We start from the raw sequence: 23,640 nt of genomic DNA, 5'->3' as shown, positions 1-23,640 counted from the left end.
AATAGCAAAAAATTAGGAGGCATGTATATTTTGTTTACAGAAAAGGTAAAAGCAAAAGAATATTACATAAAGGATTTATTAAGTAATAAGTTCTTATTTGAAATCCCAGATTATCAAAGAGCATATTCTTGGACTAAAGAAAATTTAAAGCAATTAGTTGAGGATATTTGGGAGTCAGTAGAACTAAATAAAGCAAGAGGAAATAAAGAGTTTGATCAATATGAGCCATATTTCTTAGGAAGCATTGTTTTATGTTCTAAGGAATATAAGGATGATGGCTGTGGAATATATGATGTAATAGATGGACAACAAAGACTTACATCTATAATCATGTTAATTGCTGCAATAAGAGATTTAATAGATAATGAAGAGTATAAAAAAGTATTATCTGATTTAATATATCAAAAACCAAATGTTCTTATGGGAATTAAAGAGAGCATAAGAGTTAAGGCTAGAGGAAAAGAAGAAGAGTTCTTTAAAAAGTACATATTAACTAATGGTGGAACAGAATTAGTTAAAGATTTAGACATGGAAGAACTTTCAGAAGCTAAACAAAATATGGTTAATGCAATAGAAGTATTTAGAGATAGTTTCTTTAATGAAAATGGAGAACTTTTAGAAGAAAAGTTAAATGAGTTTATAGTTTATTTACTTCAAAAAGTTGTACTAGTTGTAATAACAACAGAATCATTCACTTCAGCATTTAGATTATTCAATGTAATAAATGCAAGAGGATTACCTTTAACAGATTCAGATCTTTTAAAGAGTGAAAACTTAAGAGTTATGAACCCTGAAATTAGAAAAGAGTACACTGATATTTGGGAAAGTCATGAACAAGATTTAGGTAAGGAAAAACTAGATCAAATCATAGGTTTCATGAGAACAATGAAGCTTAAAAATAAAGTTGAAGAAAGCGTATATGAAGAGTTTAGCAAAAAGATATTTAGAAATGAACCAGAATATCTAGGAGTTAACTTTGTAAATCATTTAACTGCTGTAAAAGCTTTATATGACAAGTATATAATAGACGGTAATCTTGAAGGAGTATCAGAGGAAGAAAAATCTTATTATAAAAATTTAATAAACATAATGAGAGAATTCTTACCATATGATGATTGGATGGCATCAGTTATTAGATTTGCTGAGAAATTCAATGATGATAAGTTAGTTTTAGAATTTGTTAAAGTTTTAGAAAAAAGACTTGTTATTGATTGGGTAAACGGAAATTCATTTGCTGATAGATTAAATAGAGTTTATGGAATTTTAGAAGCTATAGAAGAAAAAGATTCTTTAGAAGAAATAAAAGAAGCACCAGTATTCTTATATGACTTAGAGAGAACAACTGCATACTTTGAAAATGCTTTAAATGATATAGATTTCTATAGTAAGGGTAGAATGATGATACCTAAGTATATCTTCGTAAGACTTGATATGGAAAAGAGAGCTAATGAAGTTTTAGATTATAGCGATAAGATTATGATAGAGCATGTTCTTCCTAGAAATGCTAAAGAAGCTTATTGGAAAGATAACTTCTCAGCTGATCAAAGAAGAAACTGGGCTAATAAGTTTGGTAACTTAGTTATAATAACAGGAGCTAAAAATACTAGAGCTAACAATAAACCATTTGCTGAAAAAGTTGAACAATACTTAAGTAAGAAAAGTGATTTCGCTATAACTAAAGAAGTTTTAGAATTATCTGATTGGAACATGGATTCATTAAAAGATAGACATGAAAGCTTAGTTAATAGAGCATTAGAACTTTGGACTAAGTTTTAGAAATTAAAAGGGCATGTATCAAAATAACTTTTATTGTTATATTTTGATACAGCCCCCTTTTTTATTTAAATAAAAGTTAAGTTTTGTCTATTGAAAATTAGGAATTAACTAAATAAAATAAAAGTTATTAGATAGGATAATTAAGATTTATTATTAGAAAAAGTAGTAAGTAAATAATAAATCAATTTTAATGAAAAAATCCAAAATTCATGGCATAATTATATATGGATATAGATAGTGAGAGGATGTAGAGAATGGGGTATGTAATAATAGACCTAGAATTTAATAATATGCAAAATATTACAAAATTTTATCCTAATATTTATAATGAGCAGAAAGATTTAAAGGAATTAGATTCCTATAATGAAATAATAGAGATTGGGGCTATAAAATTAAATAAGTTCATGCAAGAGGTTGATGAGTTTAAGACATATATTAAACCATCAGTATTTAAGGTTTTAAATCCAAAGATAATAGATATAACAGGAATAACTGAAGATCATTTAAAAGATGGAATTAAATTCGAAGATGCCATGGACAACCTTAAAGATTTTATTGGGGAAGATGATATACTTTGTTCTTGGGCTACTGATGACATTGTTCACATAGTTAATAATGCTAAGTATCATTCATATAAGAATATAAGTTGGATAAAAAAATATATTGATATACAAAAATATTGCACAAAGATATTAGCGCATAAAAAATCTTTAAGCTTAAAACATGCTTTAGAAGAGTTAAAGATAAAAATGGATAAAAGTAAACTACATGATGCACTAAATGATGCTGTTTATACGGCAGAGGTTTTTAAAAGATTATATAATGGTAAAAAGGTAAAAGAGTATATAGTAGAAGATGTCTACAATATGCCTTCTATAAGGGTTAAAGATTTAAAGAATTATAATTTAGAGTGTGAAGATGTAGAATTCAAATGCCCTAAATGTAATATTAAAGTTGAAATGGACCATCCTTTTAGATTATTTAGTTGGAGATTTGTATCAATAGGAAAATGTCCAAAATGCAATAGAAATGTTAGACAAGAGGTTGTACTAAAAAAGACCTTATCAGGTAATTTAGTTTATGAATCTACAAACTCTTTAATAAATGACACAGAATACATTGATCTTGACTATAAATTTAAAAAGTTAGCTAAATGACAATAGATTGTCACTTAAAAAAACATATATATGATAAAATAAAAGTATAACAATTACTATAAAAAATTAGGGGAACTGATATATTATGAATATTGCTTTTTTTCTAACACCAAAAAGTGAAGTAGCATATGAATATACTGATGCAACAATGAGACAAGTTATCGAAAGAATGGAGCATCATGGATATACAGCTATTCCACTTATAGATAAAACAGGAAAATATGTGGGTACATTAACAGAAGGGGACTTACTTTGGACTTTAAAAAGAAATCCAGAGCTTAATTTTAAAAATACTAACACAGTTAGTGTAAAGGAAATACCAAGAAGAGTTAAACACAAAAGTGTTTGTATTAATGAAAATATGGAAAGTTTAATATCATTAGCAATCTCTCAAAACTTTGTACCAGTTGTTGATGATAATGGGATATTTATAGGAATAATAAAAAGAAGTGATATAATAAATCACTGTTATAACAGTCTATATAAAAATAATTAAGGTCTTTTGGCCTTAATTTTTTTTATAAATATATTGATTGAATCTTCTGAAAGTATTATTATTAAGTATATTTAAATAATTCTATAATAATATGTTTAGGGTAGTTTTAAATAAAATTATTTTATTATATAATGTTTTTAATAAAATTAGAAAGAGGTGATACTTGTGATAGCTTTATTATCACCTGCAAAAACTTTAGATTTAACAAAACCAAATTTAGATATAGAAACAAGCAAACCTATTTTTATCAGTGAAGCTGAAGTAATCATGAATAATTTAAAGGAATTAGAAATTCAAGATTTATGCCCACTTATGAAAATAAGTGAAGATTTAGGAGTGCAAACATTCACCAAAATTCAAGATTGGAATACAATTTACTATGGTGATGAAAAACCCTTTGTATTATCTTTTAAAGGGGAAGCCTATAGAGGGCTAGATGCAGATGATTTTACTAAAGAAGATTTAGAATTTTGTAATGACTCTTTAAGAATATTATCAGGACTTTATGGGGCATTAAAGCCTTTAGATGGAACAAAGGCATATAGATTAGAAATGGGAACAAAAATTTCAATTGATGGCTCTAAAAATCTTTATGACTTTTGGGGAAATAAAATAATGGAAGCTGTTTTAAAAGATTTAGAAAATCACAAGGAAAAAGTTATTATAAATTTAGCTTCTAATGAGTATTATAAGTCTATAAAGAAAATTGAGAAAAAAGTTAGAGTTATAACCCCTGTATTTAAAGAAAGAAAAGGTATTGAATATAAGGTTGTTACGGTGTATGCTAAGAAGGCAAGAGGACAAATGGTTAGATACATAACGAAGAATAGGATTACTAAATCAGAAGACATAAAAAACTTTGATTTAGATGGATATGAATTTAATGAGAGGCTTTCTGAAGGAGATACATGGGTATTTACTAGAGATTAGCTAAAAATCATAGATATTAAAAACTTAAGGGTTAATATTTATGAATTATTATATAAAATTAAAATAAATAATATAAATTAAAATTTTAAGGAGAGATTTTTTTTATGAGCAAACTTATTTTAGAGATTGATGGAATGTCATGTTCAAATTGTGTTAGACACGTTGAAGCAGCTTTATTAGACGTTGATGGAGTAGATGTTTTAGAAGTAGAAGTTGGCAGAGCTGTTGTTGATACTGAAGTTGATGAAGATACTTTAAGAGATGCTTTAGAAGAAGTTGGTTATGAATTAGTTTCAATTGAAGATTAAATTGTTTAATTACCTAATGGCAATATGTTATTAGGTAATTTTTTATTTATATAAAACTACAATAAGCTATATGCCTACTTGTTTTATAACATATAGTTATGTAAAATATTTTATAAAGTAAGCCTTAAATAAAGGAGATGTAAATATGAGTGAAAATCTTACAATGTCAGAATTAATGGATAGCTTTGAGTTAAAGCATTTTCATAAAGGTGAAATAGTTAAAGGGAAAGTTATAAGCGTAAAGAATGATGAAATAATAGTTAACATTGGTCATTTTGCAGATGGTGTGGTACCAAGAAATGAAATTTCAAATGATAAGAATTTTGATATAAATTCAATAAATGTAGATGATGATATATTTGTAATGGTATTAAGTGGAGATGATGGAGAAGGAAATGTTCTTCTATCAAAGAAAAGAGCAGATGCAATAAAGGTTTGGGATGATTTAAAAGAAGCATTTGAAGAAGAAAAATCAATAAAAGTTTCTTTAAAAGAAGTTGTTAAAGGTGGAATAGTAGGAGATTTTAATGGTCTTAGAGTATTTATGCCAGCTTCTCAATGTGCAGGAAGAAGAATAGAGAATTTAGAAGAATTAGTAGGAAAAACTTTAGAAGTTAGAGTTATAGAATTTAATAAAGAGAATAGAAAAGTTGTTGTTTCAAGAAGAGTAATAGATGAAGAAATAAGAAATAATGAAAAGAAAGCTCTTTGGTCTTCAATTAAAGAAGGAGAAAAAAGAAAAGGAAAAGTAACTAGATTAGCTAAGTTTGGTGCTTTTGTTGATATTGGTGGAGTAGAAGGATTAGTTCACTTAAGTGATATGTCATGGTCAAGAGTTCATAAGCCAGAAGAGGTTGTATCAGTTGGAGATGAAGTAGAAGTATTTGTATCAGAAGTGGATATGGATAGAGAGAGAATAGCACTTTCATTAAAAGATGTTATTAAAAATCCATGGGAAACATTAGAAGGATTAAAAGTTGGTGATGTTGTTTCAGGAAAAGTAACTAATTTTATAAAGGTTGGAGCTTTTGTTGAAGTATTACCAGGAATAGAAGGATTAGTTCATATTTCAGAAATTACTGATGAAAATATAGCTAAGCCATCAGATATTTTAGAATTAGGTCAAGAAGTTAAGGTTAAAATCTTAAATATAGATGATGAAAACAAGAAAATGAGCTTAAGTATAAAAGATGCTGTAGAAACTTCAAATGAATATATGCAGTATAATGATGAAGAGGAAGGTTATTCATTAGCTGACTTGTTCAAAGGATTAAATCTATAGTTCTAAAAATAAAAACTTACAAACATATTCTGAGAATTACTAGATTTCGCTAAGAATTTATAATCATTACTTCGAAAATATCACTAAAGCTTCGAAACTTGCTACGCTTCGAACAGTCTTAGCTTTTTAACGTGATATTTTCTACGTAATAATTTAAATTCTAAAGCTCATCTAGATATTCTCTTCATACTGTTTGTAAGTTTTATTATTATATTTTGATATGGCCCTTTTTTATATTAAATTATATTTTTTCAATTTTTAGCATGTTTGTTCCACCAGTTATTGATGTTGGGAACCCAGCAGCTACCATTATATTATCTCCAGTTTCAGCTATTTGGAATTCTTTAGCTACTTTTCTAGCTTCCTCTATGATCTCATCTGTGCTATTAAAATAAGCGCATTTCTTAGAAATTATTCCAAAGTTTAAAGCTAGGCTTCTTCTAACTTTTTCATATGGAGTAATAGCTATTATTGGACAGCTAGGTTTATATTTTGATAATATCTTAGCTGTTGAACCAGTCTGAGTGGCTGCTACTATAGCTTTTGTAGGGAATTTGCTAGCTGTTTTTGATGCTGAATAACTTATGGCATCTGCAAAGGCATCTGGATTTGGATTTGGATCCTTTAATCTTCTTAAAAGATAATTATAGTCTAAGTTAGCTTCTGCTTTTTTTGCTATTCTAGACATTGTCATTGCTGCCTCTATAGGGAAGCTACCAGAAGCACTTTCTCCACTAAGCATTATGGCATCTGTACCATCAAATATGGCATTACATACGTCAGAAGCTTCAGCTCTAGTAGGTCTTGGATTTCTTATCATAGAATCTAACATTTGAGTTGCCGTTATAACTATTTTCCCTGCTTGATTACATTTCTTAATTATATTTTTTTGAATTATAGGTACATTTTCTATAGGAATTTCTACTCCCATATCACCTCTAGCAACCATTACACCATCAGTAACCTTAATTATTTCTTTTATGTTATCTACACCTTCTTGGCTTTCTATTTTTGATATTATTTTTATATCTTTTCCACCATGAGAGTCTAGAATTTCTCTAACTTCAAGTACATCCTCAGGTTTTCTTATGAAAGAAGCTGCTACAAAGTCTACTTCCATTTCGCAACCAAATATTAAGTCAGATCTATCCTTTTCAGTTACTGCAGGGAGTTTGATTGGTACATTAGGTACATTTACACCTTTATGGTCTTTTATAGTACCTCCTTCAATAACTTCACATATTATATCAGTTCCACGGACTTCCTTTACTTTAAATTCTAAAAGTCCATCATCAACAAGTATTGATCCACCAGGTTTTATGTCTTCATATAGTTCTTTATAAGAGATTGAACATTTAGTGTTATCACCTAATATTTCATCTCCGCAAGAGAATGTGAATTCATCACCATTTTTTAATTCAGCTTCGCCATTTTTAAAATTATGTGTTCTTATTTTAGGACCCTTAATGTCTAATAAGATAGCTGTAGCTGATTTTTCTTCTTTTCTAAGTCTCTTAATAAGTTCTATCTTTTCTTTATGACTTGCATGGTCTCCATGTGAGAAGTTTAATCTAGCTGCATTCATACCAATTCTTATGAACTCTCTTAGAATTTCTTCTGAATCACTTGCAGGACCAATTGTAAATATCATTTTTGTTTTTTGCATAAAAACCACCTCATTTTGTTTAAACTAAAATAGTTTAGTGATTGCTTTAAAAGTTTGATATATTTGATATAATAGAATAAATTATTAAATTAATTATATTTTACCACAATAATAGGAAGGGATGGGTAAAAAATGAATGTATTAAAAGGTTTAGAACCACAAAGTGTTTTAAAATATTTTGAAGAAATATCACAAATTCCAAGAGGATCAGGTAATGAAAAGGGAATAAGTGATTTCCTAGTTAACTTTGGAAAAAGTTTAGGACTTGAAACAATACAAGATGAATCATTAAATGTAATAATAAGAAAACCTGCAACTCCAGGATATGAAAATGCACCAGGAGTAATAATACAAGGTCATATGGATATGGTATGTGAAAAAAATAAAGATACTATACATGATTTTGAAAAAGATCCTATTGAACTTAGAGTAGATGGAGATTATATATATGCTACAGGAACTACATTAGGAGCAGATAATGGTATAGCAGTAGCTTATGGAATGGCTGTTTTAGCTTCAAATGATATAGCGCACCCTGCTATAGAGCTTTTAGTTACAACTGATGAAGAAGTTGGAATGGGTGGAGCAATTGCCTTAGATGGAACTTTATTAAAAGGTAAATATCTTTTAAACATAGATTCAGAGGAAGAAGGAAAACTTTTAGTAAGCTGTGCAGGTGGAGCTAGAAGTGAAGTTACTTTACCAATAAACTTTGAAGAAATGGAAAAAGATTTTGAAGTTTATGAAATCATGCTAAGAGGACTAAAGGGTGGTCACTCTGGAATGGAAATAGATAAACAAAGAGGAAACTCTAATAAGTTAATGGGAAGAGTATTAAATGATATTAATGCTAACTGTGATATTAGATTAATATCAATTAATGGTGGATCTAAGGTAAATGCTATTCCAAGAGAATGTGATACTTTACTAGCTGTTAAAAAAGAAGATGTTAAAAAATTAGAAGAATTAATTCAAAAATGGGATTCAATATTAAAGGATGAATACCATACTAATGATAGTGGAGTTAATGTAACTTTAGTTAAAAAAGAAGAAAATCATAAAGTATTCTCTAAAGACACTACATTTAAGGCTATAAAAATAATGAACTTAATTCCTGATGGAGTTGATACTTATAGTATAGAAATGAAAGGATTAGTTCAAAGTTCAACAAACCTAGGTGTTGTTACTACAGAAGGAGATAAAATTGTCTTTGCTAGTTCAACAAGAAGTTCAGTTGAAACTTTAAAAACTAAACTTTTAGATGAAATAGCTGATGTTGCAGAAGTATTAGGTGGAGAATTTGAAATACAAGCACCATACCCAGCTTGGCAATATAATCCTGATTCAAAAATAAGAGAACTTTGCAGCAATGTATATAAAAATATGACAGGAAAAGATCCTGAAATAATAGCTATACATGCTGGATTAGAATGTGGATTATTAGGAGAAAAAATAGAAGGATTAGATATGATTTCATTTGGTCCTAATATGTATGATGTTCATACTCCAAATGAACATGTTAGCATATCTTCAGTAAAAAATGTTTGGGATTTCTTAGTTGAAATATTAAAAGCTATAAAATAATTAAGAATTAATTTAAGGTTGTATCTAAATTACCTAAAAAACTTATAAATATATTTTAGAATTATTGGATTTTTATAAGGATTTATTGAAGGTTTCTAATAAATCCTTATAAAGCTTTGAACTTAGCTTAAGCCTATAATTTCTATGGCGAGAATTAAATTCTAAATTTTATCTATAATATTACTTATAAGTTTTACAATTAAGGTTAGATACAGCCTTATTATTTTATAGAGAGATATAAATAAATATATAAAAAGAATAAATAAATAAAATAGTAAATAATAAACATATTAGACTATGGGAGGATATAGACATGAATTTAGTAAGAACTGATTTACATATGCATACTAGAGCTTCTGATGGAACACTTACACCAAAGGAGTTATTAAAGGAAATAGTAGAAAAAGACATAAAACTATTTTCAGTTACAGATCATGACTCTATAGGAAGCTTAGAGGAAATGCAAGATTTAACTGAAGAAATGGATATTAAATTCATTCCAGGGGTAGAGGTTTCAAGCATAATAAATGGAGAACAGTTTCACATATTAGCTTATAATTTTGATAAAAACAATAAAGAGTTAATGAGTTTAATAGAAAATAATGATAGATTGCTTCAAGAGAAAGACGATAATTCAATAAAGCAATTAATTGATGCTGGATATGATATAGATTTTGAAGATTATTTAGCTTATGAACATGATCCTTCAAAGGGGGGATGGAAAACTCTTAACTTTTTAATTGATAGAGGAATATGCAAAAATATTGATGAGTTTTTTAATAAAATATTTGTTGGTGAAAGAGCTTTGAAATATCCAGATTTTCCTCATCCTAAAGAAGTTATAGAAACTATAAAAAAAGCTAATGGAATCGTTGTTTTAGCTCATCCTAAGTATGGAAAGTCTCAATTTAAATTAGATGAAATGTTAGAATTATTTAAAAACTGGGGTGTAGATGGAATAGAGTGTTATCATCCGCATCATGATGAGGATACAATAAAATACTTAGTAGATTATTGTACAAAAAATAATCTAATAATAACAGGTGGATCAGATTATCACGGAGGACTTATATCTAAGAGAAGTTTAGGAACACCAGAGTTTTATGCAAAATATCATTTGTTAGATAAATAAATTGTTATTAAAATAATATATTAGTTTAGTTTTTAAGCTTTATTGAAAATAATGCTTTATGGAATTTATTGATTTGAATTCTAAAAGCAAATTTCAATAAAGCTTTTTATTTATTATTAAAATGTAAAATTTAAGAAAAATAAAATTAAAAGAAGGAATTTTACAAATTATGTAAAATGAATATATAAAGAGGGGCTTTACATAATTTGTAAAAAGAAAAATGCTTAGTAAAGTTAAATTAAAAGAAAGGTTGGGGGAAGGGTGAAGTACACTAGAATTGATGTAAAGAATAAAAAAAGGAGTAATGGACATAACAACAATAATAACAATGATGGTAAAAGCTTTATATTACTTTTTATTGGGGTAATTGTTGTGGCACTTGTAATATCAACTGCAATGTCTAAGTTTATATGGCCTGAAGGAAAGAAAACAGCAGAAAAGGAAAGAATAGAAGCAACTTCTGGAGAAAATAAAGAGACAAATGAGAAAGATAAGGAAAATAACAAAGCATCAAAAGAAGATGAAAAGCCGAAAGATAATAAAGTAATGGCTGAAAGTGTAGGTGGACAAGAGTATGTAATGATTCAATGTGGTTTCTACTCAAATAAAGAGAATGCAAATAATGTAAAGGCTCAATTAGAAGATGATTATATTGCAGTATCCTTAAGTGAAGCGGAAAATTATAGGGTAATAGTTCACATTGGAAATGAAGAAGAAGCTACTAAACTTTCTAATGAATTAAATGAAAAAGGTGTTAGTAATACAAAGGGAAGATTTATGATTCCAAAAACTGATGTGTGTAGTAATGAGATTATAGAGATAGTAAATGGTTATGTAAATATAATAAATAAATTAAAAGAGGATTCTGTTAAGGGTGTTAAGACAACAGAGTTTAAAGAATGGGTTAATAGCTTAGAGGAACACAGTGATTCTGAGTATTTTAAAGTGTTTAAAGAATTAAAAGATGGTATAAATAAAATTCCAGATGAAATAACTAAAAAAAATATAGAAGAAAGTTACCAAATAGTGTTTAATACTTTAAATAATTTTAAAGTAAACAAATAATTGTAATTTATTTTTAATTTATAGTAACATATTTTTAAATTATAATGAAAATGAAAGAGTTAAATTCTCTTTCATTTTTTTCTTTATAATTTACTATACACGTACATTTATACTTGTTTATAAAAATAATAAATGATAAACTATATAGGATAAAGAATACAAGACCTTATTTAAGGAAAAATAAGATTATTCAAAAGTTTTTTAGATATAAGGTAAGGTGGAAAAATGAAGGTTATTTTAGCATCAAAATCTCCAAGAAGAGTTGAGATTCTTGAAAAAATAGTTAAAGAATTTGAAGTAGTTCAGTCAAACTTTGATGAAAATACTATAGACTTTAAGGGAGATATTGAAAAGTATGTTAAAGATTTGTCTAGAAATAAAGCTATAGAGGTTTCAAAAAGACTTAATGAGCCATCTATAGTTATTGCTGCGGATACAGTTGTTTTTCAAAATGGAAAAGTTTTGGAAAAGCCTAAAAATGAAGAGGATGCTTTTAGTATGTTATCTTCATTAAGTGGTAATACTCATAAGGTATATTCAGGTATTTGTTTAATAAATACTTATGATGATACTGTAGTGACTGATTGCGACTGTACAGAAGTAAGATTTTCAGAATTAAATCCTAGACAGATAAGAAATTACATAAATTCTGGTGAGCCTATGGATAAAGCAGGAGCTTATGGAATTCAAGGCTTAGGTGGTGCTTTTGTAGAGGGAATAAAGGGATGTTATTACAATGTCATGGGATTGCCCTTGAATAAACTATATAAAGCATTAGAAAACTATGACATAACAATACTTTAAAATTACTTTCAATGGGCATGTTAATTTCTAAATAAGGAGTTGTAATATGTCTAAAAATATAAGAATTAATGAAATTCCATCTGGTGAGAGGCCAAGAGAAAAACTACTTTTTTATGGAGCTCAGTTTTTATCTAATGAGGAACTTTTAGCTATAATTCTTAGAACTGGAAATAAGGATTCAAATGTAGTTGAATTGTCTTATAGAATAATACATAGTGTTGGTGGATTGAATGGACTTTTTAAAGCTTCAGCAAAGGAGCTTATGGAGGTAAAAGGTGTTAAGGAAGCTAAGGCAACTCAAATTTTAGCCATGTGTGAATTATATAAGAGATTTAAGGTTTCTGAGTTAGCGCAGGTTAAAATTTCAAAGCCATCAGATGTAGCAAAATTGGTTTTAGATGAACTTAGAATGCTACGTCAGGAAGTGTTGATTCTAATAAACCTTGATACTAAAAATAAAGTAATATCTAAAAAAGAAATTTTTAAAGGTGGGCTAAATTCTTCTTTAGTACACCCAAGAGAGATATTTAGAGAGGCTGTTAAAGATAGCGCAGCATCTATAATTATATGTCACAATCATCCTTCAGGAGACCCAACACCTAGTAGAGATGATATAAACATAACAACAAGACTAAAAGAGTGTGGAAAAATGATGGGTATTGAGCTTTTAGATCATTTAATAATAGGAGATAACAGATTCATAAGTCTTAAAGAAAAAGACATATTGTGATTAGGAAAGGGGATTAAAAATGGGTTTATTTAATTTTGGAATGACAAAAGACATGGGTATAGATTTAGGAACTGCAAATACTCTAGTGTTCGTTAAAGGAAAGGGGATCGTATTAAGAGAACCTTCAGTTGTTGCTATAAACAACTTAACAAAAAAATCATTAGCTGTTGGTACTGAAGCTAAGCAAATGATAGGTAGAACACCAGGAAACATAGTGGCTATAAGACCATTAAAAGATGGAGTTATTGCTGATTTCGATGTTACTCAAACAATGCTTAAGAGATTCATAGAAAAGATAACAAACAAAAGTGCATTCACAAGCCCAAGAATAATAGTATGCTTCCCTTCAGGAGTAACTGAAGTTGAAAGAAGAGCAATAGAAGAAGCTACTAAGCAAGCAGGAGCAAGAGACGTAATATTAATGGAAGAGCCAATGGCTGCTGCAATCGGAGCAGGACTTCCAGTTGATGAGCCTACAGGAAGTATGATAGTTGATATCGGTGGAGGTACTACTGAGGTTGCTATCATATCACTAGGTGGAATAGTTACTAGTAAATCATTAAGAGTTGCTGGAGACGAGTTAGACCAATCAATCATAAACTACATTAAGAGAGAATTTAACTTAATGATAGGTGAGAGAACAGCAGAGCAAATAAAAATGGAAATTGGATCAGCTTACAAAGTTGATGAGAATGAAGAAGAACAAACAATGGATATAAAAGGAAGAGATTTAATATCAGGACTTCCTAAGGTTGTTGTGGTTGATGCAGGACAAATAAGAAACGCTTTAAAAGAGCCAGTTTCATCAATAATAGAATCAATCAAAACTACTCTAGAAAAAACACCACCAGAATTAGCAGCTGATATCATGGATAAAGGAATAATGCTTGCTGGAGGAGGAGCATTCCTAAAAGGACTAGATGAACTTATATATAAAGAAACAGGAATGCCTGTTCATATAGCAGAATCACCTCTTGACTGTGTTGCACTAGGTACAGGAAAAGCTTTAGATAAGTTTGATTTAATAGTTAAACAACAAAGAGGATAGAATATGAAATTCTTCAAGAATAAACTGGCAGTAACTGTTATAGTACTGTCAGTTGCCTTTTTAGGAATAATTATATTTACTGTTAAGAGTGATTCTAAAAATCCAATTTCAGGTGGAGTTGGTACTGTTTTAAACCCTGTGCAGAAGGTTGTATACACAATAAGTGATAAAGTTCATGATGTCTTTGATTTCTTCTATAACTTTTCAGATGTTAAGAATGAAAATAATGATTTAAAAAAGAAAAATTTAGAATTAGAAAATCAATTAGTTGAATACAATGAGTTAAAGCGTCAAAATGATGTTTTAAGAGGAATAGTTGATTTTTCTAAGGAAAATAATCAATATAAATATATCGGTACAAACATAATAGGAAAAAGCGGAAATAGCTTTGTAGAAGGTTACACTATTGATAAAGGATCAAGTGAAGGGATTAAAAAAGATTACATAGTGATTTCTCCAGAAGGATTAGTGGGAGTTGTAACAGAAGTTCACTCAAACTGGTCAAAAATACAGACTTTATTAAATGAAAACGTAGCTGTTGCAGCAACTATTGAAGGAGATAGCAATTCAGGAGACGGAATAGTTAAAGGATATAGAAATGGTAGTGAGATGCAAGCAGAGATAACTAACTTACCTATGAATTCTACAATAAAAGAAGGTGAGACAGTAGTTACTTCAGGCCTTGGAGGATATTATCCTAAAGGAATAAGAATTGGTGAAGTAACATCAGTACAATCAGATGATGTTAAAGTTATGAAAACCGCTATATTAAAAACATATGTTGATTTTAATAATTTACAAGAATTATTTGTAGTTGTACCACCATCAGAGAGAGATGGTATAGTTAAGTATTAGAAAAGAGGGAGTAAAGTGAAAAGATTAATACTAATATTAATATGTCTTTTACTATTTATAGTAGATAATACTCTGGTACCTTTTTTCTCTATAAAAGGTGTTTATCCTAGTTTATTATTCACCTTTGCTGTACTATATGCTCTTATGAGTGGGTATTGGGAAGCGGTATTTATAGGAGTTTTATCAGGTTTCCTTCAAGATGTTTATTTTGTAAATGTCTTTGGGGTAAATATGTTAGTAAATATGTTAGTGTGCTTAATAGCTGCGTATATTGGGGAAAGTGTATTTAAGCATAAAAAAACAATTCCGGTACTATCAGTAGGTTTACTTACCATAATAAAGTTTTTTATAGTGGCATTTATATTAAATTTAATTAATATAAGAATAAACTTATTAAGCTTTTGGATTATGGTACTTTATAACGTAGTTATAGGATTCTTTATGTATAATTGGGTTTATAAATTATGCAACAGAGATCTTATGAAAAGAGAATGGAAAATAAGTGAAAAATAGGTGGTTACATGAGAAGTTCAATAAATGGAAAAACGCCTATAGATAGATATAAAATTCTCATAGGAATAATGATAATAGTATTTGTATCTATAGTAGCAAGATTAGTTTATCTTCAAGTATTTAATTATGAAGAATTTAAACAAAGAGCTGATACTAGATCTATGAGATTTCTATCAGAACAGGCTCCAAGAGGTAAAATTTATGATTCAAATGGGGACATTTTAGCTACTAATAGACAAACATACACATTAACATTTACTGAAACAGATGAATCTAAGAAAAACTTTTATACTACTATAGATAAAGTTTATTCTATTTTAAAAGAAAATAATCAAAGTATATTAGATAATTTTAAGATTAGAATTAATGAAAATGGAGAACTTTATTTTGATGTTTCAGGTGATACTGAAAAACTAAGACTTTTAAAAGATATTGGAATGGGTGATAAGGTTAAAAATGTTCTTTTTAAGAATAAAGAAGGAGATTTAACTGCTGAGGAAGAAGATCAAATAGATAAAGAGCTTCTAAAGATTACTCCAGATGAGGCTTTTAATTTCTTAGTAAAGGAATATCAATTATATGACGTTTTAAATCCTACAGAGGAAGAGGCTAAGTCATATAAAAATATGGAACCAAAAGAGATAACAGATATATTGTTAAAGAAATATTCTCTTCAAGATATAAGAGGATATATGCTTGTTAAAAATGCTATGAAAATGCAAAGTTTCTCAGGATATAAACCAGTTACAATAGCTAAGGACATAAACAAAGAAACTGCATTTATATTCTATCAAAGGCTTAATGATTTACCAGGGATAGATGTAAGTATAGAGCCAATGAGATACTATCCATACAATGAATTAGGTTCTTCATTCTTAGGATATGTAGCTTCTATAAATGGAGATCAAAAAGCTAAGTATGAAGCAAGAGGATATGATGCTTCTACTGATTTAATAGGAAAAGCTGGTATAGAAGCAGCTTTTGAAAGTGAACTAAAAGGTGTTAAGGGAGGAACTACAGTTAAGGTAAACTCTTCTGGTAGAAAAAAAGAGGAGCTTTATGACTTAGAATCTTACCCAGGAAATAATGTACATTTAACTATAGATAAGGATATTCAATATTCAGCAGAAACTTCAATGAAATATCTTTTAGATTTTCTTCAAACAAGGAATACAAGGGATTCCGATGTAAATACTAAGAACGCAACAAGAGGAGCGGCAGTAGCTATAGAAGTAGATACAGGAAAGGTTTTAGCTTTAGTTAGTTATCCAGGATTTAATCCAAATGAGTTTGCTAAGGGAGAGTTAGATCCAGTTGTGGCAAAGGAATACTTCCAACCAGATTACGAAGCCTTTGCACAGCAATTTATAGCTAGAAATGCTTTAAATAAAACAGTAGATGATCTTTTCCCTAAAAATTCAAAAACTGGATTAAGGGAAGATTTATATGATCTTTATCCAAAAAGATTCTATAATTATGCTACTTTAGGGATGATTCCACCAGGATCTACTTTTAAACCTGTTACCAGTGTGGCTGCCTTAGAGGATAAGGTTATAACTCCAAGTTCAACAGTTTATGCTAATGGGCAAAACTTTGGAGGAACATATCCAGAGATATTTGGTAAAAATCCTGCAAACTGGCCAAGAGATAAAAACTATACAGGATATGCAGATTTATATACTGCATTAGAACATTCATCAAACTCATATTATTTTGACTCTGCCGTAAAGATGTATTATAAAAATGGTGGAGATCCATATGGAGATGGAAGATATAAGAAGAGTAGTACGGAAGCTTTAGATTCTATTGCAAAATATGCATGGCAGTTTGGATTAGGTGTTGATCCAAATTCAGATAAAAAGGCTTCAACAGGAATTGAAATATCTGAAAATTTTGGTCAGGTTTATAATTTTGAATCTTTTAAAAATCAAACAATAGCTCTTATGAGATTTACTTTAGTTGATTCTCTTGAAAAGGGAACCTTTGTTAATTCTCCTTCTCCTGATTTTCCACAGGTGAATATAGGGGTTAATGATAGGGATTCTAAAGAGTTAGCAGCGGCTAAGGAATCTATAAAAAAAGATATAGAGAATTCTCTAAATAAGCTTGGAGATGGAAATACTATTGATGAAAAAGCTTTAAGTGAGTCTTTAAAAAAGGATTTTAAAACTTTATATAATTTAGATTCTGCCTATCAAGAAAGTATTAAAAACTTTAATGGAATAAAAGGTAAGGATGAAGATGAAAAAGTTGATAAGGCAATAAACTTAACAGTTCAAAGAATAGTTGCATGGGTTGTGGGAGATATTGCTTACCAAATAGTTTCACCAAGAAACCTTACTGACTCTGCTATAGGACAGAGTATAAGTAACTTTACTCCTGTACAGTTAGCAAGTTATGTGGCAACCTTAGCAAATGGAGGAACAAGATATAAGACGCATTTAGTTGATAAAATAACTGATGCTCAAGGAAACTTAGTAGAAGAATTTAAACCAGAAGTTTTAAATAAGGTTGATATGTCAAAAGCTACTTTAGATGCTGTTAAAGAAGGTATGAGAAGGGTTAATGCTAATGGGTCAGCAAGTTCTATAATGTCTGGATTCCCTATTGTAACAGGAGGTAAAACTGGTACTGCTACTTTCAGAAATGATCAATCAGATTATGGAAGAACAGACTACGGGGTTTATATTTCCTTTGCTCCACTAGATAATCCTAAGATTGCTGTGGCAACAGTTCTTTATGATGGTGGTCATGGATATTATGGATCATTTATAGCAAGAACTATTTATGAAACTTACTTTAGAGATCAATTAAAGAAGGATTATCCTGATTATAAGCCTAAAAATCTAGATTTCAATGCTTATGATTATTCATTGAATCCACCTTTAGAAGCTATCAAGGATTCAAATATAAATAGTAAGGTAGAAAATGCAGAATTAGATTCTTCGGGAAAACCAGTTGAAGGATCACAAGATAATAGTTCTGAAAATAAAAAAGAGGATGATAAATCTCAAAATAATAATCAAGATAACAATAATCAAAATGATAAAACTAAAGTAGATGAAAATAAAGCTCATTAATATAAAACCTACAGAATTAATTTCTGTGGGTTTTTAAATTATTATTACTATTTTAATGAAATAATTAAACAAATTATAAATAGGTTTTTAAAATACGATTGATTTTTTCAAAATTTTACTACTTTATTTCATAAAGTCCTTTTATAAATTAAAAATACTTTATATAATATAAAGTGAGAATTAATTTATTGTATAATTTACCTTAAGAATAAAAGGGGTTGGATACTTGGAGGATAGTAATTTACTATGCGTGATGATAGAATTTTTATAAAAGGAAATAAACTAGGAATAAATGCCATAATAAATATGGACAAGTTTGGTAATTTTGATGAAATGCTTGATTCTTTAGTAGAGAAGTTAAGTAGAGGAAAAAAGTTTTATAAAGGGGCTACTTTAACTGTAACTACTGATTTAAAATATATAAATGAAAGACAAATATCAAAGTTAAAAGATGTACTTTTTGATGAGATACTTATAAAGGATTGTATATTTGAAGAACGATTAGAAAAGCAAAGTAGTGTTTTTTCGGGAGTTTATGAGGGAAGAACAAAATTTGTAAGAAAAACTGTTAGAAGTGGTCAATGTTTAAATTACGCAGGTAATTTGATAATAATTGGTGATGTTAATAATGGGGGAGAAGTTAGAGCACATGGAAATGTAATTGTGCTAGGTGACTTAAAAGGAAAGGTTTTTGCAGGAGATAATGGAAATGAAAATGCCATAATAGCGGCCTATTCTTTAGAACCAGAATTAATTTCTATATCAGGTAAAATAACAATATCACCGGATGATTTTGAGAAAACAGGATATCCGGAGGTGGCTAGATTGAATGAAAATAATATAATTGTAGAGCCTTATTTACCGGATAAATATTCTTATTAATATTACATAATTTAATGGAGGGAAAGTAATGGGAGTATCGATAGTAATAACATCAGGAAAAGGTGGAGTTGGAAAAACAACTACTACAGCTAACATTGGAACAGCTTTAGCGGCACAAGGGAAAAAGGTAGTCGTTGTTGATGGAGATACAGGTCTAAGAAACTTAGATGTGTTAATGGGATTAGAAAATAGAATTGTTTATACAGTAATTGATGTAATTGAAAATAGATGTAGAACTAAACAAGCTTTAATAAGAGATAAGAGATTTAATAATTTATACTTATTACCTACTGCTCAAACAAAGGATAAAAATGATATAAGTCCTGAGCAAATGTTAAGATTAGTAAATGAATTAAAAGAAGAGTTTGATTATGTAATTTTAGATTGCCCAGCTGGTATAGAGCAAGGATTTGAAAATGCCATAGTTGGGGCAGATAGAGCTATCGTAGTAGTTAATCCAGAAATAACTTCTGTAAGAGATGCTGATAGAGTTATTGGAAAACTTGATGCTAAAGGATTAGAAAATCATGAGGTTATAGTAAATAGATTAAATTATGAAATGACTAAAAAAGGTGATATGCTAGACATTTCAGATATTATAGAAACTCTTTCTGTAAAACTTTTAGGAGTTGTTCCAGATGATAGAAATATAACAGTTTCTACTAATAAAGGAGAGCCTATAGTACTAGATGAAAAAGCAAGTGCAGGACAAGCATTTAGAAATATAGGTAGAAGAATAATAGGAGAAGATGTTCCAATAATGGATTTAAACACAGAACATCAAGGAATATTTAGTTCTATATTAAAGTTGTTTAGAAGAGGGTAGGTGAGAGAAAATGAGTTTTTTAAATGTTTTTTCTAGTAGACCTACGCCGAAACAAGTTGCTAAGGATAGATTAAAGGTTATTTTAATCCATGATAGAGGGGAACTATCAGATGAAGTTTTAGATAAAATAAGACTTGAAATATTAGATGTGCTTTCTAAATATGTAGAGATTGAAAATGAGGATGTTGACATAACTGTTACAAAATCAAATCCAATAGAAGGGGAATCACCATCTTTAGTAGCAAATATACCAATAAAAAATATAAAAGGTAAAGCTAGATAATTTAAAAATATAAGCTATTTCAAATTTTTTGAGATAGCTTTTTATTAGTCTTTTAAAAAGTTCAGAATTTTGTAATTGAAAATAGGTAAAAATAAAGTATTATATAAATAGTTATGTTAAATAAATAAAATTTATGGAGGTACTATAATGCTTAGTAGACTAAAACTAGATAGTAAACTAAGAAGAGAAATTGATTATAAGCTTTTAGTATCTATGATATTAATAGTACTGTTTGGAATATTAAACATATACTTAGGTACAAAGTCTCAAAGAGGATTTTTTTTCGCTAAGAAACAGTTAATATGGTTTATAATATCAATGGCTGCATTGTACATAATATTACTTTGGAATTATAACATAATTTATAATTATGTTGAGATATTCTATTGGGGATCCATAGTTCTACTTATAATAACCAGATTTGCAGGAAGTGTAATAAATGGTGCTAGAGGATGGATTGTATTAGGTCCTGTAAGTATTCAGCCCTCGGAACTGGCCAAAACGGCCATGATACTTATGCTGGCCAAGAAGATGGAACAAGTTGATTTAAGAATAAATGACTTTAGAAATTTTATTAAGGTTGCCATGTATGCAATAATACCAATGATATTTATAGTTGTACAACCTGACATGGGTATGACTATGGTTTCATTTTTCATAGCACTTGGTATATTCTTTGCAGCAGGATTAGATATGAAAGTAATAGGTGCAGGGCTTTTATCAATAATAGTGGCAATAGCCTTAGTTTGGAATTCAGGGCTTATAAAAGACTATCAAAAGGATAGACTTGTTGGATTCTTAAACCCTGATGGAGATGAATTAGGTATAAATCTTCAATTAACTCAATCAAAAATAGGGATTGGATCTGGAGGATTCTTTGGAACTGGGTTAGATTTAAATGGAGAAGTTGGTGGTTATTCCTCAGAATTCGTACCAGAAAGGCAAACAGACTTTATATTCGCTGTAATAGGTGAACATTGGGGAACAGTAGGAGGAATGGTACTATTATTATTATACGCAATAATGATATATAGAATAATAATGACGGCCAAAACCTCTAAGGATATATTTGGCTCCATAATATGTGTTGGATTTGCCTCTTATTTTATATTTGCTATATTACAAAATATAGGAATGACAATAGGTATAATGCCTATAACAGGAATAACATTACCATTAGTAAGCTATGGAGGAAGTTCATTGCTTACAACTATAGTGAGTATAGCCTTGGTTTTAAACATATCTATGAGAAAGAAAAAGTTAAAATTCTAATAAGAATAAAAGTATTAAGATCAATAATGATTTTAATACTTTTATTTTTTTTTATATCTATTATATTTCACTTTGTAATAAAAGTTCTATAAGGTGCATAAAAAAAATATATATTAAGTATAATTAAAGATTTCTAGAAAGGAGAAGAAAAAATGGGTAGCTATAACAAAGAATATGAGAAGTATTATAGAAAAATAAATAAGACAAGAAAAACTTCTCCTAATCATGAGGTGAATTTCAAAACTAAAGGTTCTTATAAGAGAAGAGAGAAAGATAGTTTGGGAAAATACGTAATTAAGGAAGTTGTTTTCTCATCGATTTTAGGCTTTTTTATTTTTTCTAGCTTTTTTTTAATGGGACAAGTAGAAAATGAATTTTTAGTAGGATTAAGTAGAAAATTTAAAGAGGTAATATCAACTGATGGATACTATAAAAACTTAGATTTAAATGAAAGTAAAATAGTAGCTACTATTAGTAGTGGAATAAAGGATGGTTTTAATTTAGAGAATTCTAATTTAAAAAAAGAACCTAAACAAGCTAGTGAAGAAAAGGTATCTGAAAATAGTGGAGAAGTAAGTGCTTTTAATAATTTTCAGGTTATTGAGAAGGAATCTATAGACTTTTTAAAGGAAAGTAAGGTAATTCCTTTTAATGGAGAAGTCAAAACTTTGGAAAATAATAATTTAAAGGAAAAAAATCTTTATTTAAGTGGTTCAAAGGGAGAGGTAAAAAGTCTTTTAAAAGGAACCATAAGTGAAGTGAAAAATGAAAATGGAACATATACTGTGAAGATGAATTATTATGATGACTTAGAAGTTTTATATCACAATTTAGAAGAAGTGATAAAAAAAGAAGGGGACAGTATAGAAGAGGGAGATAAAATAGGTATTTCATCTGAGAATGAAAAAGTAAAAGGTGTAATAATTCAGGTATTATTTAAAAATGAGTATGTTAATCCAGAAGAAAGCATGAGGTTTTTAGGAGATAAGCAGTGAAAATCGATAAAAAGATAATTATACAGCTTGTTACATTTTTTATTTTAGGATTTAAATTTAACTTAGCTTTAGCTTTTTTTTGGATTATAATACATGAATTAGCTCATTATTTTGTTTTATTAAAATTAAATATAGAGTCAGAGAAATTTAAACTTCATATTCTAGGCGCTAGATTAGAGATAAAAGATTATGAAGATTTAAGTTCAAGAGAGAAATTAATAGTATGCTTTGCAGGTCCTATTTTAAATGGAATTGTTGCCATGATTTTTTTCTGCATTTATAAATTAATTTTTAAAAGTGAATATATTTATTCTACCTATGAAATAAATTTAGTCCTATTTATTTTTAATTTGCTTCCTACCTATCCCTTAGATGGAGGGAAAATATTAGGAGCGATATTAGAGGAGAAGATGATTTTTAAGGATGTCAATAATATATTGATTAAGATAAGCTATTCATTTGGAATAGCATTTATTTTGTTGTCTATATTAGGAATTGTAATTTTAGGTGAAATAAATATAACTAGTATATTAGCAGGAATATTTATAATCTATTTAAGTTATAATGAGAGAAGAAAGGTAATGTATATAATTATGGGTGATATAACTAAAAAGAGGGAACGATTAATTAATAAGAAATACATAGACAGTAGAGTAACTTCTGTATATTGTGAACAAGATATGGTTAATCTTCTTAGAATTATTGATAAAAATAGATTTAATATATTTTATGTTTTAGATGAAGAAATGAATTTGCTTTATGTCTTAAGAGAAAATGAAATAATAGAGACTCTAAAGACAATTGGAAACATTAATTTAAGAGAATATTACATTAAGTATAGAAAAGAATAAATATATTGGTTATAATTATTCTTTGTGATAGAATAGAAATTGTTAATATGAGAGAAGTATAAAGAGGTATACTTCTCTTTTTATTATAGATATTAGCTTTAATAT

The 23,640-nt window shown here is 28.6% G+C and carries 22 protein-coding genes; 21 read left to right on the top strand and 1 reads right to left on the bottom strand.

What is annotated here, in order from left to right; translation table 11 throughout:
* Nucleotides 1-30: 30 nt before the first annotated feature.
* The 6 genes from CPF_RS11750 (at nucleotide 31) to rpsA (ending at nucleotide 5,949) form a co-directional block, all read left to right on the top strand.
* Nucleotides 31-1,776, top strand: a complete 1,746-nt coding sequence (locus CPF_RS11750) for a DUF262 domain-containing protein (RefSeq protein ID WP_003454902.1) — start codon at nucleotides 31-33, stop codon at nucleotides 1,774-1,776.
* A gap of 254 nt (nucleotides 1,777-2,030) precedes the next feature.
* On the top strand, nucleotides 2,031-2,933 hold the full coding sequence (locus CPF_RS11745; protein ID WP_003452466.1) for a 3'-5' exonuclease: 903 nt from the start codon (nucleotides 2,031-2,033) through the stop codon (nucleotides 2,931-2,933).
* Nucleotides 2,934-3,018: 85 nt separating this feature from the next.
* On the top strand, nucleotides 3,019-3,429 hold the full coding sequence (locus CPF_RS11740; RefSeq protein ID WP_003452437.1) for a CBS domain-containing protein: 411 nt from the start codon (nucleotides 3,019-3,021) through the stop codon (nucleotides 3,427-3,429).
* A 165-nt stretch (nucleotides 3,430-3,594) separates the two neighbouring features.
* A complete protein-coding gene (gene yaaA, locus CPF_RS11735; protein WP_003455051.1) occupies nucleotides 3,595-4,359 on the top strand; it encodes a peroxide stress protein YaaA in 765 nt (254 codons plus the stop codon).
* Nucleotides 4,360-4,463: 104 nt separating this feature from the next.
* On the top strand, nucleotides 4,464-4,667 hold the full coding sequence (locus CPF_RS11730; protein ID WP_003452305.1) for a heavy-metal-associated domain-containing protein: 204 nt from the start codon (nucleotides 4,464-4,466) through the stop codon (nucleotides 4,665-4,667).
* 145 nt (nucleotides 4,668-4,812) lie between these two features.
* Nucleotides 4,813-5,949 (top strand): 30S ribosomal protein S1, encoded by a 1,137-nt coding sequence (rpsA, locus tag CPF_RS11725; RefSeq protein ID WP_003454971.1) that lies wholly within the window; start codon nucleotides 4,813-4,815, stop codon nucleotides 5,947-5,949.
* A gap of 241 nt (nucleotides 5,950-6,190) precedes the next feature.
* Here the strand turns inward: rpsA and pyk are convergent, their stop codons facing one another.
* Complete coding sequence (pyk, locus tag CPF_RS11720) at nucleotides 6,191-7,615, bottom strand: pyruvate kinase (protein WP_003452279.1); 1,425 nt, start codon at nucleotides 7,613-7,615, stop codon at nucleotides 6,191-6,193.
* 132 nt (nucleotides 7,616-7,747) lie between these two features.
* On the opposite strand from pyk, the gene CPF_RS11715 reads away from it, so the two are divergent.
* The 15 genes from CPF_RS11715 to CPF_RS11645 all read left to right on the top strand — a co-directional run bounded on the left by CPF_RS11715 (nucleotide 7,748) and on the right by CPF_RS11645 (nucleotide 23,535).
* Complete coding sequence (locus tag CPF_RS11715) at nucleotides 7,748-9,199, top strand: aminoacyl-histidine dipeptidase (RefSeq protein WP_011591059.1); 1,452 nt, start codon at nucleotides 7,748-7,750, stop codon at nucleotides 9,197-9,199.
* Nucleotides 9,200-9,512: 313 nt separating this feature from the next.
* A complete protein-coding gene (locus tag CPF_RS11710) occupies nucleotides 9,513-10,331 on the top strand; it encodes a PHP domain-containing protein (protein WP_003454845.1) in 819 nt (272 codons plus the stop codon).
* Nucleotides 10,332-10,592: 261 nt separating this feature from the next.
* Entirely contained in the window at nucleotides 10,593-11,396 is an 804-nt protein-coding gene (locus CPF_RS11705) for an SPOR domain-containing protein (RefSeq protein ID WP_003454754.1), read from the top strand.
* Nucleotides 11,397-11,621: 225 nt separating this feature from the next.
* Nucleotides 11,622-12,200 carry a Maf-like protein gene (locus CPF_RS11700; protein ID WP_003455083.1) on the top strand — a complete coding sequence of 193 codons (579 nt, stop codon included), beginning with the start codon at nucleotides 11,622-11,624 and terminating at the stop codon, nucleotides 12,198-12,200.
* Between the two features lie 46 nt (nucleotides 12,201-12,246).
* Entirely contained in the window at nucleotides 12,247-12,930 is a 684-nt protein-coding gene (gene radC / locus CPF_RS11695) for a RadC family protein (RefSeq protein ID WP_003455187.1), read from the top strand.
* A gap of 19 nt (nucleotides 12,931-12,949) precedes the next feature.
* Entirely contained in the window at nucleotides 12,950-13,978 is a 1,029-nt protein-coding gene (locus tag CPF_RS11690) for a rod shape-determining protein (RefSeq protein ID WP_003452282.1), read from the top strand.
* A gap of 3 nt (nucleotides 13,979-13,981) precedes the next feature.
* Nucleotides 13,982-14,833, top strand: coding sequence for a rod shape-determining protein MreC (mreC, locus tag CPF_RS11685; RefSeq protein ID WP_003452517.1), 852 nt, complete (start codon nucleotides 13,982-13,984; stop codon nucleotides 14,831-14,833).
* A gap of 15 nt (nucleotides 14,834-14,848) precedes the next feature.
* On the top strand, nucleotides 14,849-15,346 hold the full coding sequence (gene mreD, locus CPF_RS11680) for a rod shape-determining protein MreD (protein ID WP_003455077.1): 498 nt from the start codon (nucleotides 14,849-14,851) through the stop codon (nucleotides 15,344-15,346).
* An 8-nt stretch (nucleotides 15,347-15,354) separates the two neighbouring features.
* A complete protein-coding gene (locus CPF_RS11675; protein WP_003455183.1) occupies nucleotides 15,355-18,426 on the top strand; it encodes a penicillin-binding transpeptidase domain-containing protein in 3,072 nt (1,023 codons plus the stop codon).
* A gap of 246 nt (nucleotides 18,427-18,672) precedes the next feature.
* Entirely contained in the window at nucleotides 18,673-19,308 is a 636-nt protein-coding gene (minC, locus tag CPF_RS11670) for a septum site-determining protein MinC (RefSeq protein ID WP_003452463.1), read from the top strand.
* A gap of 28 nt (nucleotides 19,309-19,336) precedes the next feature.
* A complete protein-coding gene (gene minD / locus CPF_RS11665; protein WP_003452408.1) occupies nucleotides 19,337-20,134 on the top strand; it encodes a septum site-determining protein MinD in 798 nt (265 codons plus the stop codon).
* A 10-nt stretch (nucleotides 20,135-20,144) separates the two neighbouring features.
* Nucleotides 20,145-20,417 (top strand): cell division topological specificity factor MinE, encoded by a 273-nt coding sequence (gene minE / locus CPF_RS11660; protein ID WP_003452508.1) that lies wholly within the window; start codon nucleotides 20,145-20,147, stop codon nucleotides 20,415-20,417.
* 147 nt (nucleotides 20,418-20,564) lie between these two features.
* Nucleotides 20,565-21,689: a rod shape-determining protein RodA gene (gene rodA, locus CPF_RS11655; RefSeq protein ID WP_003454998.1), complete on the top strand. Its 1,125-nt coding sequence runs from the start codon at nucleotides 20,565-20,567 to the stop codon at nucleotides 21,687-21,689.
* 152 nt (nucleotides 21,690-21,841) lie between these two features.
* Nucleotides 21,842-22,684, top strand: a complete 843-nt coding sequence (locus tag CPF_RS11650) for a peptidoglycan DD-metalloendopeptidase family protein (protein ID WP_003454782.1) — start codon at nucleotides 21,842-21,844, stop codon at nucleotides 22,682-22,684.
* Nucleotides 22,681-23,535, top strand: a complete 855-nt coding sequence (locus tag CPF_RS11645; protein ID WP_003455164.1) for a site-2 protease family protein — start codon at nucleotides 22,681-22,683, stop codon at nucleotides 23,533-23,535. Before CPF_RS11650 ends, CPF_RS11645 begins: the two co-directional genes overlap by 4 nt.
* The last annotated feature ends 105 nt before the right edge of the window (nucleotides 23,536-23,640 follow it).

The organism is Clostridium perfringens ATCC 13124 (assembly GCF_000013285.1).
GTDB lineage: Bacteria > Bacillota > Clostridia > Clostridiales > Clostridiaceae > Sarcina > Sarcina perfringens.
Note: the sequence above shows the minus strand (reverse complement) of the source record. Positions and strands in the feature narration are given on the sequence as shown.